The following is a 15,057-nucleotide window of genomic DNA, read 5'->3' on the forward strand; positions in this document are numbered from 1 at the left end:
CTCTGCTTAAGGAGTATGCGTGTCTCCCCAAATTATTGCCAGAGCGCGTCAGCTTAGCGCTTGGTTTCATGCCTTTTTATGCGGTTTGTTTCTTATACCGTTTTTTGCATATGGCCTTTTTACATCTAGCGAAGATATTTTATCGGCGTCCAAGATGCTCCTGGTTGATTGGGGGCCAATTATTCTGGGGAGTATGGCGCTTGCCTATGTTCATGGGAAATTGTTGGGACATTGGTATCTACCGCTCGAAAAAAAACGGTCTACATTCGTGAAATTACTCACTTCCTGCGTCGTTTCTTTTTTGACGGCGGTTAGTTTCAGTCTGTTGGCTGGGGTGGCGGGAGTGATCGCTTTGAAAAGTGTTGAATCAGGCTTGGGAATCGCTCTCCTGGGTATGGTTGGCGGGTCGCTCATTGTTGTAAAACTGCTTCCATTGATTGCGCCGCTTGGTGGACTGGGCGGCTGGCTAGTGATGAAGCATTGCGCCAAATTGATCGAACAGGAAAGCAACGAGGTTTCCTGATTTCGCCTCCCTGAACTTCCGGCGTATTTTTTACAACAGCTTTGTAGAAAGCGCCTTTTCTGCACTGAATATTTGCGCTTATTTTTTATTCTTATTTTGGTATATTTTCATGTAAATCAATGGTTTAAATTAAGTTGGCCCGCTTTCTGCTGTAGTAGGAATGAGAGCTTTGCAGTGATATTTGCAAAGCGACTTTTCGAGAACCAGCTAAGGAGAAAGACTATGAATTGGGACCAAATTGAAGGCAAATGGGATCAGTTTAAAGGTAAAGCCCAGCAGAAGTGGGGCAAGTTGACGGATGACGATCTCGACGTAATTCGTGGCCGTCGCACCGAGCTTTCCGGCCGCATTCAAGAGCGTTACGGCATGGCGAAAGAGCAGGCCGAGCGCGAAGTTGACGACTTCGCCAAGAAGTTATAACCGGCGTCCCCAGCCCCCCGGTTGTGGCCGCGCAGCTGCGCGGCTCCCTCAGACATGATTGCCCGTCACCTTCCGTGACGGGCTTTTTTGTATAAAAAACACCCCACTCCCCTGATTTTATAGAGTTTTTGTATCGGGTTTCCGAAATCCGTATGATCTGCCTCAATTTGCTGGCGGGTCATGCTGGTTTGTGTCTATTGGTGTCGCCACACTTGGCGAAGTTAATGCCCGTGAGGGGGAGGGGTTAATGACTGTGTCGGATAAGCAGCCGCAACGGCTGAGGCTTGGCGCGTTGATCGCGTTGGTGGTGGGTTCGATGATCGGCGGAGGGATTTTCTCGCTGCCGCAGAACATCGCAACGAGCGCCGGAGCCGGAGCTGTGCTGTTGGGTTGGTTGGTGACCGGCGTCGGTATGCTGGCGTTGGCGTTTGTGTTTCAGACGCTGTCGCGACGTAAACCGGAACTGGACGCTGGAGTATACGCCTACGCCAAGGCGGGCTTCGGCGCTTATATGGGATTCAACTCCGCCTGGGGATACTGGATTTGCGCCTGGATTGGCAACGTCAGTTATTTTGTGTTGCTGTTCAGCTCTTTAGGATTTTTCTTTCCTGTTTTCGGCGAGGGCAATACGCCCACGGCAGTGATCTGCGCGTCCGTATTGCTCTGGATGGTGCACGCCATGGTGCTCTCCGGCGTGCGCCAGGCCGCTTTTATCAACATTATCACTACTGTCGCCAAAATTGTGCCTTTGATTATGTTCGTCGTTCTGGCGTTTGTCGGGTTCAAGGCGGATTTGTTCAGCATTGATATCTGGGGCGTCGAGGAGCAGGCATTAGGGTCTGTACTGGATCAGGTGCGCAACATGATGCTGGTGACGGTGTGGGTGTTCATCGGTATTGAAGGGGCCAGCGTTTACTCGTCCCGTGCGCAGAATCGCTCCGATGTCGGCAAGGCGACGGTGCTTGGCTTTATTGGCGTGCTGGCTCTGCTGGTGATGGTCAACGTGCTGTCCATGGGCGTGCTCAGCCGCGCTGAATTGGCGGGGCTGAAGAACCCCTCCATGGCGGGCGTGCTGGAAGTGGTGGTCGGCGCCTGGGGTTCCAAGCTGATCAATGTGGGCCTGATCATTTCACTGTGCGGCGCTCTGCTGAGCTGGACGATGCTGAGTGCGGAGATTCTGTGCGTCGCGGCGAAAGACGGCGCTATGCCGAAGGCGTTGGCGCGCACCAATTCTCGCGGCTCGCCACGGGGCGCGTTGTGGCTCAGCAACACTTTGATCCAGGTATTTCTCATCATTACCCTGTTTTCGTCAGGCACCTATCTGGATCTGCTGTACCTGGGTTCCTCCATGATTCTGCTGCCTTATTTCTGGACGGCGTTTTATGCCTTGATGCTGTGTCTGCGGGGGGAAACCTATGGCGACAATGATCGCGTGCGCGGCAAAGACTTCGCCATCGCGCTGGTCGCCGTGCTGTACAGCCTGTGGCTGGTGTACGCAGGCGGCGTGAAATACCTGCTGCTTAGCTCGATTCTTTATGCGCCGGGCGCGGTGGTTTTCGCCATTGCGAGGAGAGAACAGGGCGAACGCGTATTTACTCCGCTTGAAACCGGGGTGCTGGTTGTCTTAATTATGGCGGCTCTGGCGGGAATAGCTGGGCTGTATATGGGATATCTGTCGCTGTAGCGGCGTGATCAATAGAGTTCGCCTTTTCAAATCAATAGGTAAGCAAAGGAAGGATAGGCTATGACTGCTGCAACGCGCCTGGGCGTATTTTCGGAAGTGGGCAAGCTACGCAAAGTGATGGTATGTCGTCCGGGGCTGGCGCATCTGCGTCTTACGCCGGGGAATTGCGAAGAGCTGCTATTCGATGATGTGATCTGGGTGCAGCAGGCGAAGCGGGATCACTATGACTTCGTCAGCAAGATGCAGGATCGTGGCGTGGATGTCGTGGACATGCATGACTTGCTGGCGCAGACCATGGCGTTGCCGGAAGCCCGTCAGTGGCTTTTGGATCGCAAAATCACCGACGAACACGTGGGCGTTGGATTAGCGGACGACGTGCGCGCCTGGATGGGCGAACTGCCGGCCGCGACTCTGGCGGAGCTGTTGCTGGGCGGCGTAGTCGGCGGCGATCTGCCGGAAGACTTCGATAGTCGGGAAATGGCTTTGTTCCGTGAGTTCATGGGACGTTCCGGGTTTGTCATTCCACCGTTGCCCAACTCGATATTCACCCGCGACACCAGTTGCTGGATCTATGGCGGCGTGACGCTGAATCCCATGTATTGGCCCGCGCGCAGACAGGAAACGCTGCTGGTGGCGTCCATTTACCAGTTCCACCCGGATTTTGCAGGGGCGGATTTTAAAGTCTGGTGGGGCGATCCTGAAAAAGACCATGGCGCCGCCACGCTGGAAGGCGGCGACGTTATGCCGGTGGGAAATGGCGTTGTGTTGATCGGCATGGGCGAGCGCACCTCCCGCCAGGCGATTGCGCTGGTGGCGCAGTCACTGTTTCGCCATGGCGCTGCGGAGAGAGTCATTGTCGCCGGCTTGCCGAAACTGCGCTCCGCCATGCACCTGGACACGGTTTTCACTTTCTGCGACCGCGATCTGGTGACAGTTTTTCCAGAGGTGGTCAACCGAATCGAAACCTTCTCAATTCGTCCTGGAGATAACGGCGCGAACGGACGTCTGGATATTCGTCCGGAAAAAGCCCCTTTTGTAGAGGTGGTCGGAGAAGCACTTGGCTTGCCCAGGCTGCGCACGGTACAGACCGGCGGCGACAGCTATGAACAAGAGCGGGAGCAATGGGATGACGGCAATAACGTCGTGGCGCTGGAGCCCGGCGTGGTCATCGCCTATGACTGCAACACTTACACCAATACCCTGCTGCGTAAAGCTGGCGTGGAGGTCATCACAATTACCGCCGGCGAACTGGGACGTGGCAGAGGAGGCGGCCATTGCATGACTTGCCCCATTATTCGCGATCCGGTTTAGGCGTTAATTATTTAGGTAACAAGGAGATTTCTTATGTCGCGCAACCTTCACAACCGCAGTCTTCTCAGTATGCTGGACTTCACTCCCCAGCAACTGCGATTTCTGCTGGATCTGGCCAGAGACCTGAAAAGGGCCAAGTACACCGGCACCGAGCGTCAGCATCTCAAAGGCAAAAACATTGCGCTGATTTTTGAGAAGACCTCCACGCGCACCCGCTGCGCTTTTGAAGTGGCGGCCTATGATCAAGGCGCGCATGTGACCTATATCGACCCGACCGGATCGCAGATCGGACACAAGGAAACCATGAAAGATACGGCGCGGGTGTTGGGGCGTATGTATGACGCCATCGAATACCGCGGCTTCCATCAGCATATTGTGGAGGAGCTGTCGCAGTACGCTGGCGTGCCGGTCTATAACGGTTTGACCGACGAATACCATCCCACGCAGATGTTGGCGGACGTCATGACCATGCGTGAGTTCAGCGACAAGCCGCTGCATGACATTTCCTACGCCTATGTCGGCGACGCCCGCAACAACATGGGCAACTCCCTGTTGATCATCGGCTGTCAGCTCGGTATGGACGTGCGCCTGGGCGCTCCCCGCGAGTTATGGCCCAAGGATGAATTGATCGAACAATGCCGTGAGATCGCCGCCCGCACCGGCGCCCGTATGACGTTGACCGATAAGCCAAGGGAAGCCGTTCGCGGCGTGGATTTCATTCACACTGACGTATGGGTGTCCATGGGCGAAGCGCCGGAAAGGTGGGGCGAGCGCATCAACATGCTGTTGCCGTTCCAGGTGAATGCCGCGCTGTTGGCGTCGGCCAATAATCCCCGGGTGAAGTTCATGCACTGCCTGCCCGCCATCCACAACTCGGAAACCAAGATCGGCGCGCAGATATTCGAACAGTATGGCCTGCACAATGGCGTGGAAGTGACAGACGATGTGTTCGAGTCGGAAGCGTCTATCGTGTTTGATCAGGCGGAAAACCGGATGCACACCATCAAGGCGGTGCTGGTCTCTACCTTGGCGGATATCTGATCGGGAGGCGCGGCGATGAGGATAGTAGTGGCTCTGGGCGGCAACGCCCTGCTGCGACGGGGGGAGCCCCTGACGGCGGACAATCAGCGCATCAATGTGCGTCTGGCCGCAGAGCGTCTGGCCGCCGTGGCGCCGGGCAATGAAATGGTGATTGCTCACGGCAACGGTCCGCAGGTCGGATTGCTGGCGTTGCAGGCGGCGGCCTATGCGTCGGTGTCGCCCTATCCCCTTGATGTGTTGGGAGCGGAAACCGAGGGCATGATCGGGTACATGATCGAGCAGGAGCTGGGCAATCTGCTGCCTGCGGATGCGCCCCTGGCTACCGTGCTCACCCAAGTGGAAGTGGACCCGGATGACCCAGCTTTCCAGCATCCCACCAAACCTATCGGGCCTGTCTACGAAGAGGCGGAAGCCGAGGCGTTGGCTTCTGAGAAAGGATGGCGCATCGCCCGCGACGGCGACAAATTCCGCCGCGTCGTCCCCAGTCCGCGGCCGCGCCGTATCTTTGAGATCCGGCCCATTCAGTGGCTGCTGGAGAAAAACACGGTGGTCATCTGCGCAGGTGGCGGCGGCATTCCTACACTGTATAACCGCGACGGCAAGTTGCAGGGCGTCGAAGCCGTGATCGACAAAGACCTGTGCTCCTCTTTGCTGGCGCAGCAACTGGATGCGGATCTTTTGATTATCGCCACGGATGTGGACGCGGTGTATCAAGACTGGGGAACGCCGGACTCCCGCCCGGTTACGAAAGCGCACCCGGACGCGTTGCAATCGGACGCGTTTCCCGCCGGCTCCATGGGGCCGAAGGTGCAGGCCGCCTGTGAGTTCGCCCGTACTACCGGTAAGCCCGCAGTGATTGGTTCGTTGCGGGATATCGAGGCCATGATTGCAGGGGAGGCGGGCACCCGCATCAGTACGCAATTCGCGCCTGGGTCGTTGGAAGTAGCTTAAGGTTTGCCTGACTACGCTCAGTAGTCCGCCCAATTCTCGACGATTTTCGAATATACGCCTTCCGCAATCATATTCGCCAGCGCCTGATCGAAGCGTTTGCGTAGATTGGCGCGTTGGGACTTCTTGGAGAAAGCGATGTAGCTTGGCGTTTCCTCCACATTCGGCTGCAGGCGTTTGATCTGTGGTAAAGAACGCACTTTTTGGCCCTGCAGACGCCGGTACTCCAACAGAACGCCGCGTTGATCGCCGACGATGATATCCAGATTGTCATTGATCAGGCGTAAAAACAGATCGTTCAGACTCACGGCGGTGACGAAGTCTGTGTTCAGCTCCATGCTGCGAAAGGCGTCGAATTTTTCGCCGTAGCTGAAATCCTGCAGGCCGCCAAAGCGAAACTGGGCCAGTTGCTGCAGGTCGCCATCGAACTGAATAGGACTGTTCTCCGGCACGAACAGTGAGACATTCTCCATCATCAACACCAGCGATGAGTAATCTGCATAGGTCTCCCGCACCGGCGTTTTCAACAACTCAAACACGCCGTCCACCTCGCCGTTCTCCAGATAACGCAGCGCCCGGCTCCAGGGCAGCTCGATCAACTTCACTGGTTCATCCATACGCCTGAAGGCCTCTTCCACCAGCGCCACGCTGATGCCTCGGGGAGCGTTATTTTCGTTGTAGTGATAGGGGACCAGACGAGTAAAAGCGAGCACCGTTTCAGCCCAAACGGCGTGAGGGAAGAGCAGTATCAATAAAGCACACAAACGGAGCATGCAAAGCCTCCGGAAATTCTCTGACGCTGGACGATAACCTGAATCCGTCTGGCGCCGCCGATTCCGGCGGAGGCCTGTGACACTCCGTTGGCCTGAACCCGCCGCAGCGGGTCTACCGAGTAAGTATAGCCCAGCTTTTTAGAAGGTCAGACTTGTCGGTTTTCATTAGGAGTCCTTCAGGGACTCGAATATAGCCATGTTTTGACGCTTGGGTGACCTGACGCTAATTAGGATTTAAAGCAGGCTAAAGAAGTTACCTTGGCGGCTCTATTTATCTTTCAATGGGCAAGATGAATGCATTCGTTCTGATACATGATATAAGCTGGCGGCCAGTCATTGATCTTTTGCCCGGGGAACAACAATGAATAGAGCAATCGCTATTGCGTTGACCGCTTTTGTTACGACCGTTACCTATGCTGCGCCGCCATCCATTGGTTTCTCGAAGGCTGCTGCTTATGACGTCGTTAGCCAAGAAAAAATCAGTGAAGGCGATTACGATTACATATTCTCCTGCGTCGCGTCTAAAGCAATAGGAAAAGAAGAGCGGGCGCACACGATGGTGAAGGCGATAATGGATATCCAAAGCGCCTCGCCGGATATCAAAATTGCGCTGCACTTGGCTCCAGACCGTGCTCTATGTCAGGAAGGCCGATTGATTGGCGCATCCTATTACAGTCCTGACGGCTCTGGATGGAAGGGGGTTGGACGTGGCTCCTGGACGTGGAACATATCGACCACAGGCAAAAAAGTGACGGAGCAGGAAATTTCAGACACGGTTTTATACGAAAAAAGTAAGCCTGAGTTTAAGAAGAAGTTTGGTGATTTATATTATTCAGAAAAGCTTGATGAATATGTTAAATCCCAGCTTGGGCATGAGCCTAAGTACGTTACTACAGGACTTTGGGTGGATACTTATCACGTTGAGTGATGGAGCGATTATAAGCCCGCCACGGATAAACACGCCGCTCATATATTGATAACTCTATTGGGACGAATATGAAATTTACGCTTGCCCTATGGCTTTTGTTACTCTCGCTTTTCTCCCACTCAACGGAGTTGAGAATACATGAGCTAAGAAACTATGGCGCTTTGCATTATCTTGAGTTCTACATGATGGAGGAAGGTGGCGTTCCAGTGAAGGCGGCGTTTAAGGCGTTGGAAACTCCCAAGTGCCCGTTCAATATGCGTTTGGTTGGAGGTATGTCGAAGGACACAATGAATGAACTTCGCGAGTTTTACCGACTGAACTATCCCGAACAATTAAATGCGTACCTGAATTCGCCGAGGGACAAGTTAGGTTCAGCAATTGCGCCGCTGGCGGCGCTTGTACCAGAGGCTTTGGCTTCCACAGCCCTCCTCAGGGAAGTCGGTGAGGAGTTAAAAGACCGCAAGTGCGTGCTTGGCGATATCAGCTACGAAAAATTCGTCCCCAGCATCGAGGAAGGCTTTTGGGTGTCGGATATTTACATAAAAGTGGTCAAGCAGGCGGAATGATAGCGGGTGGCGCCCTGCTTATTTGGAGAAGGTTGAACCGTTGTTGTATGGCCCGACTGCGGGTCTATCGAGTCAGTATCGCTTAGTGGAGAACAGGGCTATGAAGGGTCCTTAATGGGCCTTCAGACAATTATTGTTGTGATTTTGTCTTTGCTTTGATGTTGAAAACTTGCCTTTGGTTGTGTTTTGATGCCTCCCATACCTGCCGCCAAAGATTAAAAATATACTCACTGACTTATCACAGAAACATCAAAGTCTTTGGGAGCGCCAGCGATACCAGTGAGCGAATTTGATTGGTGAACAAATGAGAGTGTGTCCTCATTGTAAAAACAAGATATCCATTAAAGGAGCAGGGGCTTCTAAAGAGAGTCCCGTTCGTTGCGCTCAATGTGGAAAGTATTCTTATCTCTTTCCTGGTTACTATGGCGTGACTCAGCTTTTTGTAACTCTATCCTTAACTTGGCTGGTTATTGCAGGCTTACAGTTTACATGGCCTTACCTGGTAGTCAGTCTGATAGTCTCGTTGGCGATTCTGACCGCACTTGTTCTTTGTTGGCCCATGCGCAGAATGGAAGATGAACAAGTCAGGCGCTTGGAGTTGGAGCAGTAATCTGAGCCCTGATTTGTAGACGTTAGAGCCTGGGACCTTCATAGTACGCCTTTCTGTGTTGTATTAATTGGATTCGAATAACTTCACCACAGAGGCAATGGTATGACGTCTTTTGCAGTCATCATCATTGTTGCTGTCAGGGCCGCCGCAAGTCACGTCATTGACTCCAATATGGACAAAAGGCGCCTGACTTTAAGCAGTGGCGATGAGTTATAAGAAGTGGGTAGGGGATTTAGATGTTTACTAGAAATTGGTGGCGACGCCGGGCGGCGGTAAAGAGCTATATCAGAGTGTTGGGGCCGGCGTTAGCCAAGAGGAGTGGGCGCAGGAGAGTGTACTCGGTGAAAAAAGTCAGGGCTTTGGTGAAGGAGCTCGGCTTATCTGAAAAATACCTCGGCTACGCTATCGCGCTTTATTGTAAAGAAGCGGACTTCGTCAAATATTCTAATAACCACCAGACCTCAGTCGACCAAGCCGTGAGTTATGAATCGGCGCGAAACTTCGGAATGACGCTGGCGTTAGGCTCCATCTTTTGGAGCAGTGACTCAAGCCACAGCGCCTCCGATGGCGGGTTTGACGGTGGCGATAGCGGCGGAGATTCCAGCTTTTAGCGGTTCTGCTGTTGTCTGTGACGTGTCTGTCAGGAACAGCGCGTTCTACGTCTTAATTTTGCTTTTCCTGCAATGCCCAAACGCGTTCCAGCCCATTCACTATTGCGATGTAGTGGGCTCATTTTAGCCTGAGCGACAGCAACCTTTCTTCCGTGAGCGCCTACGGGCTCTTCGCTATTCTGTCAGGGCGCCGTAATAGAAGCCCTCTGATTCTTATTCTGCAAAGATGCGACTCTCCGCTGTAAGGCGGCGCCTGAATTTCTGTCGTTGAGCGTTGTTGTTAGCGGGAATCTCTTTCTCAAAAATTTCGCTTTCTGATTTCGCCTAATTAATTTATCATCCGATTAAATTAATCGATTGATAAACTAATTGGCTTTACATGCGTAAGAAAACCGAGGCCAAAGAGCCTGAAAACAAGCGTGGTCGCCCTCTGGACCCTGCGCTGCAGCAGCAGCGTAAGGACGACCTGTTGGACGCCGCCTTTGAATTGCTGCGGGAGAAGAGCTATCGCAGCATCACCATTCGCGATATCGCTGAGAAAGCGGGCATGAAGTCTGCGATGATCAGCTACTACTTCGGCGGCAAAGAAGATCTCTTCATCGCCTTGATTGAACGCCTGGGCGAACAACAGTTTGGTCGTATTATCGAAGTGATCGCCCAGCCCGACCCCCTTCGCGGGTTTATCCGCGCCGCTATAACCAGAATAGTCGATTGTCCGCCTTTGATTACGTTCATCATCGATGAAGTGTTGTCGGAGCGGGGCAGGTTACAGGACCGTTTTATAGACCTGATGCCCCGTCGCATGGCGATGTTTCTTCCTAAGCTAATTGAAGCAGAACAGAAAAAGGGCAATTTGCGCGCGGACGTGGACCCCAAGTGGGCGGCGTTTTCATTGGTGAATCTGATTATTACGCCTTTCATCGGCGGGCCCGTGCGCAGGCGGGCCTGGGACATGTCCGATGAGCTGGTGAGCAGCGATGAATGGATCGAGCATGTCTACCGCATGTTTATCTCCGGCTGTGGCGCAGCGCCTCAATCCCATTCACAAGCTCACCCACACTCCCATTCACACCTCCATTCACAACCTGACAATATGAAAGAGGACTGACTATGAGCCTGGCCTGGATGAAACGCCGATGGGCGTTGCCCTTGGTGGTCGCGACCGGCGTCGCGGTGGCGGTGGCGATTATCAAGAGTCGCCCGGCGATGGAGCATGCGGATAAAGCGCAGCTTCCCGCGGCGGTGAAGGTGGTGTCCGCCAAGCGTTACGAGGTCAGGCCGCGCATCACTGGATTTGGCGAAGTGGCGCCGGATGTGGTGCTGGACAGTAAGGCCGAGGTGTCAGGCAAAGTGACTTATGTTCACCCGCTGTTGAAGAAGGGCTCCATATTGCCGGCGGGAACGCTGGTGGTCAGCATTGATGATCGCGACTATCAACTGGCGTTGAAACAGGCGGAAGCGGATCTGGCGGTGAGCCGCGCCAACCTGGAGGAAATGCGGCTGAACATAGAGGACACGGAGCAGGATCTGAAACTGGCTCAGGAAAAACTGGCGATCGCCAGGAAGGAGCAGGAGCGCATCGGGCGGCTGTTGCAGAAAGGCTCCGCTTCGCAATCCAACTACGATGCGCAGCAGTCCGTTGTGCTGCAGTTGAGGCAGGAAACCCAGAAACTGAGTTATCAGCTGCAAACCCTGCCGTATCAATTACAGGTGCTGCAAGCCAAGCAGGATATCGCCGAAGCGGCGGTGGAGACGCAGAAGCGCAATCTGGAGCGCACTCACATCAGCCTGCCATTCAACGCCCGCATTACCCGCCTGTCGGTGGAGGAGAACCAGTTCGTCGCTGTGGGCGCTTCGCTGTACGGCGCTCAGACCATCGATAAAGTGCTGGTTAATGCGCAGTTTCCCCTTAGCCAGTTCCGTCTTTTAGCGGAAGGGTTCGCCAATCTGGAGGATCTGTTTCAGAAGTTTCTGGAGCAGGACGCCGCCAGCAATATTTTCACTGAGCTGGACCTTGCCGCCAGCGTCGCTCTGGCGGAAGACGGCGACACGCACTGGGACGCCAAAGTGGAGCGCATCAGCAATAATCTGGAAGCGGCCTCGCGCACGCTCGGCGTGATCGTCGGGGTTGATAATCCCTATCGCACCGCCCGCCCCGGCGTGCGGCCGCCGCTGATAGAAGGGATGTACGCCAAGGTGGAGCTGCAAGGCGCGCCACAGCCGTTTTTAGTGCTGCCACGAGACGCTTTGCGGGAGCACGAGCTGTATGTGGTGGATAAGGATAATCGCCTGCGTCGAATCAAACCCCACTACAAAACTCAGGGCGCGATGTTGTTAATCCGGCAGGATGACAACGAGGGCGATAACGCTATTCACGAGGGCGAACGCGTTGTCACTACCGACCTGTTTCCCGCTGTGGCGGGCATGTTGGTGACTCCGCAGGAAGATAATGAAGCCGAAGCGCTGATCGAGCAGTGGGCGCAAGGCAGGCAAACCCTATGATCCGCTTTTTCGCCACACATCCTACGGCGGCGAATCTGCTGATGGGCTTCTTTATGTTCATCGGCGTGATGACGCTGCCGCAGATCAAGCGGGAGACCTTCCCGGAAATAAAAAGCTATGAGGTTGAGGTGAAAGTCGCCTATCCCGGCGCCACGCCGACGGATATCGAGCTGTCCGTCTGCAAGCCGCTGGAGGAAGCGGTGGAAGGCGTCAGCTTCATGGAGGAAGTGCGCTGTGAAGCCCGTAACTCCATGGGCCTGATGACCCTGAAAATGCTGGAGGATGGCGACTTTGACGACTTTATCGATGACGTAAAAAGCGCCGTGGATGAGATCAGCTCCCTGCCGGAGCAGTCGGAAGAACCGGTGGTCAAGGAGCTGGGTCGCACGCAAAACGTAGTGACCATCGCCCTGACTGCCGACCTGCCCCGCAGCGAACTGAAAACCCTGGCGGAAGAGGTGAAACAGCGCATCCTGCGTAACCCGGATATCCCATTGGTGGACATACAGGGGTTCTCTGATCGGCAATTTCAGATTCAGGCGCCGGAAAGCAATTTGCGTCAATACGGCCTGAGTTTGCAGGATATCGCCAATCTGGTGGCGAAGCAGGATGTGGACCTGCCGGCGGGAGATGTGAAAACAGACTACCGCGACTATCAGATTCGCTTCAGCGATGAAAAACGCACCGTCACGGACCTGGAGAATCTGGTGGTGTTGCGGGGCGGCAATGGGGCGGAAGTGCGCCTGGGGGACATCGCCAAAATCGTCGACGAATTTGAGCTGGAGGAGAACAAGTCCACCTTCGACGGCAAGCCCGCCGCCTTTTTGAAAATATCCAAAAACACCCGTGACGACAGTCTGCGTATTCTGCAGGAAGTGGAGACGTTCATTGCGGAAGAGAGCCAGCGTTTGCCGCCGGAAGTAACGCTGAGTCTGACCCAGGATTACACCAGCGTCGTCAAAGACCGCATCAGCATGTTGAGCAGCAACGCCTGGCAGGGGCTGGTTCTGGTGTTTGCGGTGATGTGGCTGTTTTTCGGCGCCCGTTATGCGTTTTGGGTGGTGATGGGGTTGCCGGTGTCATTCCTGGCCAGCGCCTTTGTGCTGGGACATATGGGCGTGAGCATCAACATGCTTTCCATGGTGGCGTTGCTGTTGGCGCTGGGGATTCTCATGGATGACGCCATTGTCATCAGTGAGAGCATCGGCACGGAGATGCGCAAGGGCAAGCGGCCCCTGCAGGCGGCGGTGGACGGAACATTGATGGTGGCGAAAGGGGTGTTTTCGTCATTTCTCACGACCCTGTGCATGTTCACCGGACTGTTGTTCCTGGAAGGCGATATTGGTCAGGTGCTGGTGGTCGTACCGATCGTGCTGATCTCGGTGATCACTATTTCGTTGATTGAAGCGTTTTTCATTCTGCCCCATCACTTACAACACTCTCTCGCCCATGCGGAGAAACAGCAAGACTCCCGATTTCGCATAGGGTTTGAACAGCGTTTTGAGAAGATCCGACAAGGGCTTGATCGGCGCGTGTCAGTGTTGATCAAACATCGCTACGGCTTTGTCGGCGCCGTTATCGCCACGTTCATTCTGTGCGTCAGTCTGTTGGCCTCGGGGGTTATCAAATTCTCTGCGTTTCCGGACCTGGAAGGGGACATCGTGCAGGCGCGCCTGATCATGCCTACCGGGACCTCGCAGGTGCGTACGGAGGCCATGGTGGCGCATTACTCTCAGGCGCTGGAGCAAACTGCTTCCGAATTCAACAAGGAGCAGGAGGAGCCTGCGATAGGTTCCGTGACGGTGAACTATGGACAGAATGCGGACGCCTTTGAAACCGGTCCCCATTTAGCCACCATCAGCGTCGACCTGCTCACCGCCGAGCGCCGCAATTTCAGTTTGCAGGCCTTTACGTCACGCTGGCGTGAGCTGGCTGGGGAAACGCCGGACGTATGGTCGGTGCTGTTCAAGGAGCCGACGATTGGGCCGGGCGGACGAGCGATTGAAATACGTCTGCGTGGCGACGATCTGGAGTCATTGTCGCTGGCGTCTCATGAGTTGCAGAACTGGCTGGCGGGCTATCCTGGCGTGATCAATCTGCTGGATGATCTGCGCCCGGGCAAGCCGGAATTCACCTTACATTTGAAGTCCGGCGCTTACGATCTGGGCCTGGACGCGCAAACCATCGCCGCGCAATTGCGCGCCGCGTTTCAGGGCGTGACGGTGCTGGAGTCGAGCGTCGGCCTGGAAACCTATGAGGTGGTGGTGCGCCTGGATGATGAGTCCCGTGACGAGTTGGCGGACTTCGACAACTTCCCCATTGTGCATCCGGTCAGCAAGGCGCTGATTCCGCTATCCAACGTGGCGGAGATCATCCCCAGCCGCAGCTACTCGCGCATTAATCGGGTGGATAATCAGCGCACGGTCACGGTGTATGGCGATGTCGACATCAGCCTGAACAACACCAAGGCGGTGATCGGCGACATGCAGAAGCACTTTTTGCCGCAGCTGCAGCAACGCTATCCAGACATTCAGCTGAGTATTCAGGGCGAGATCAAAGAGGGCGCGGCCACTCAGGGCTCGATGAAACTTGGCTTTCTGATGGGGCTGGCGGGTATCTTTATTCTGTTGAGCTTCCAGTTCAAATCCTATGTAGAGCCGGTCATCGTTATGCTCAACATCCCCATGGCGTTTATCGGCGTGATTGTGGGGCATGTGGTGATGGGAATGGATATCACCATGCCGTCGCTATTGGGATTTGTGTCGCTGGCGGGCATTGTCGTCAACGATTCCATCCTGCTGGTGGAGTTCGTCAAGATGCGGGTGGGGCAGGGCATGAATGTGCATGACGCCGCCGCGAAGGCGAGCCATGATCGCTTCCGCGCGGTACTGCTGACTTCCCTGACCACCATGGCGGGGATGACGCCGCTGCTGTTTGAAACCAGTCTGCAGGCGCAGATTCTGATTCCTTTGGCCACCAGTATTGTGTTCGGCGTAGGCGCATCTACGCTTTTGGTATTGTTTGTCATCCCTTGTGTGTATACGATCCTTGAAGACTTCGGTCTGACCAGGGCGGTCGTCGGCGAACCCGAGGAGGAGTTTGCGCCGGCGCAGAATCCGCCGCCGCTTACACAAGAATAA

Annotated in this window: 13 protein-coding genes; 12 read left to right on the forward strand and 1 reads right to left on the reverse strand. The window is 54.8% G+C overall.

From position 1 onward, the window contains the following. Positions 1-19: 19 nt before the first annotated feature. The 6 genes from ACQYWX_RS05665 (at position 20) to arcC (ending at position 5,930) form a co-directional block, all read left to right on the forward strand. Positions 20-523, forward strand: coding sequence for a hypothetical protein (locus ACQYWX_RS05665; protein WP_431688174.1), 504 nt, complete (start codon positions 20-22; stop codon positions 521-523). Between the two features lie 222 nt (positions 524-745). Further along, complete coding sequence (locus tag ACQYWX_RS05670; RefSeq protein ID WP_431688175.1) at positions 746-943, forward strand: CsbD family protein; 198 nt, start codon at positions 746-748, stop codon at positions 941-943. Positions 944-1,190: 247 nt separating this feature from the next. Next, a complete protein-coding gene (gene arcD, locus ACQYWX_RS05675; RefSeq protein ID WP_431688176.1) occupies positions 1,191-2,627 on the forward strand; it encodes an arginine-ornithine antiporter in 1,437 nt (478 codons plus the stop codon). A gap of 60 nt (positions 2,628-2,687) precedes the next feature. Further along, a complete protein-coding gene (gene arcA, locus ACQYWX_RS05680; RefSeq protein ID WP_431688177.1) occupies positions 2,688-3,938 on the forward strand; it encodes an arginine deiminase in 1,251 nt (416 codons plus the stop codon). Between the two features lie 33 nt (positions 3,939-3,971). After that, positions 3,972-4,979: an ornithine carbamoyltransferase gene (locus tag ACQYWX_RS05685; RefSeq protein ID WP_216735188.1), complete on the forward strand. Its 1,008-nt coding sequence runs from the start codon at positions 3,972-3,974 to the stop codon at positions 4,977-4,979. Positions 4,980-4,994: 15 nt separating this feature from the next. Further along, on the forward strand, positions 4,995-5,930 hold the full coding sequence (gene arcC, locus ACQYWX_RS05690) for a carbamate kinase (protein ID WP_431688178.1): 936 nt from the start codon (positions 4,995-4,997) through the stop codon (positions 5,928-5,930). 17 nt (positions 5,931-5,947) lie between these two features. Here arcC and ACQYWX_RS05695 read toward each other — a convergent pair whose 3' ends face one another. Next, positions 5,948-6,700, reverse strand: a complete 753-nt coding sequence (locus ACQYWX_RS05695; RefSeq protein WP_216735186.1) for a substrate-binding periplasmic protein — start codon at positions 6,698-6,700, stop codon at positions 5,948-5,950. Positions 6,701-7,061: 361 nt separating this feature from the next. Here ACQYWX_RS05695 and ACQYWX_RS05700 point away from each other — a divergent pair, with 361 nt between their 5' ends. The 6 genes from ACQYWX_RS05700 to ACQYWX_RS05725 all read left to right on the forward strand — a co-directional run bounded on the left by ACQYWX_RS05700 (position 7,062) and on the right by ACQYWX_RS05725 (position 15,057). Continuing rightward, a complete protein-coding gene (locus tag ACQYWX_RS05700; RefSeq protein WP_431688179.1) occupies positions 7,062-7,628 on the forward strand; it encodes a DUF4875 domain-containing protein in 567 nt (188 codons plus the stop codon). 68 nt (positions 7,629-7,696) lie between these two features. Then, entirely contained in the window at positions 7,697-8,194 is a 498-nt protein-coding gene (locus tag ACQYWX_RS05705) for a hypothetical protein (protein ID WP_431688180.1), read from the forward strand. 846 nt (positions 8,195-9,040) lie between these two features. After that, positions 9,041-9,415: a DUF6559 family protein gene (locus tag ACQYWX_RS05710; RefSeq protein WP_431688181.1), complete on the forward strand. Its 375-nt coding sequence runs from the start codon at positions 9,041-9,043 to the stop codon at positions 9,413-9,415. A gap of 379 nt (positions 9,416-9,794) precedes the next feature. Next, a complete protein-coding gene (locus tag ACQYWX_RS05715) occupies positions 9,795-10,523 on the forward strand; it encodes a TetR/AcrR family transcriptional regulator (protein WP_431688182.1) in 729 nt (242 codons plus the stop codon). A 2-nt stretch (positions 10,524-10,525) separates the two neighbouring features. Continuing rightward, positions 10,526-11,917 carry an efflux RND transporter periplasmic adaptor subunit gene (locus tag ACQYWX_RS05720; RefSeq protein WP_431688183.1) on the forward strand — a complete coding sequence of 464 codons (1,392 nt, stop codon included), beginning with the start codon at positions 10,526-10,528 and terminating at the stop codon, positions 11,915-11,917. Beyond that, entirely contained in the window at positions 11,914-15,057 is a 3,144-nt protein-coding gene (locus tag ACQYWX_RS05725) for an efflux RND transporter permease subunit (protein WP_431688184.1), read from the forward strand. The genes ACQYWX_RS05720 and ACQYWX_RS05725 overlap by 4 nt, the downstream gene beginning before the upstream one ends.

It is taken from the genome of Hahella sp. NBU794, from assembly GCF_050749805.1.
Lineage (GTDB): Bacteria > Pseudomonadota > Gammaproteobacteria > Pseudomonadales > Oleiphilaceae > Hahella.

What these genes read in the sequence shown, in the direction of transcription:
- ACQYWX_RS05695 (WP_216735186.1), bottom strand. Translation starts at nt 6,700, where the DNA reads ATGCTCCGTTTGTGTGCTTTATTGATACTGCTCTTCCCTCACGCCGTT.
- ACQYWX_RS05725 (WP_431688184.1), top strand. Translation starts at nt 11,914, where the DNA reads ATGATCCGCTTTTTCGCCACACATCCTACGGCGGCGAATCTGCTGATG.
- ACQYWX_RS05710 (WP_431688181.1), top strand. Translation starts at nt 9,041, where the DNA reads ATGTTTACTAGAAATTGGTGGCGACGCCGGGCGGCGGTAAAGAGCTAT.
- ACQYWX_RS05720 (WP_431688183.1), top strand. Translation starts at nt 10,526, where the DNA reads ATGAGCCTGGCCTGGATGAAACGCCGATGGGCGTTGCCCTTGGTGGTC.
- ACQYWX_RS05705 (WP_431688180.1), top strand. Translation starts at nt 7,697, where the DNA reads ATGAAATTTACGCTTGCCCTATGGCTTTTGTTACTCTCGCTTTTCTCC.
- ACQYWX_RS05715 (WP_431688182.1), top strand. Translation starts at nt 9,795, where the DNA reads ATGCGTAAGAAAACCGAGGCCAAAGAGCCTGAAAACAAGCGTGGTCGC.
- arcA (WP_431688177.1), top strand. Translation starts at nt 2,688, where the DNA reads ATGACTGCTGCAACGCGCCTGGGCGTATTTTCGGAAGTGGGCAAGCTA.
- arcD (WP_431688176.1), top strand. Translation starts at nt 1,191, where the DNA reads ATGACTGTGTCGGATAAGCAGCCGCAACGGCTGAGGCTTGGCGCGTTG.
- ACQYWX_RS05670 (WP_431688175.1), top strand. Translation starts at nt 746, where the DNA reads ATGAATTGGGACCAAATTGAAGGCAAATGGGATCAGTTTAAAGGTAAA.
- arcC (WP_431688178.1), top strand. Translation starts at nt 4,995, where the DNA reads ATGAGGATAGTAGTGGCTCTGGGCGGCAACGCCCTGCTGCGACGGGGG.
- ACQYWX_RS05685 (WP_216735188.1), top strand. Translation starts at nt 3,972, where the DNA reads ATGTCGCGCAACCTTCACAACCGCAGTCTTCTCAGTATGCTGGACTTC.
- ACQYWX_RS05700 (WP_431688179.1), top strand. Translation starts at nt 7,062, where the DNA reads ATGAATAGAGCAATCGCTATTGCGTTGACCGCTTTTGTTACGACCGTT.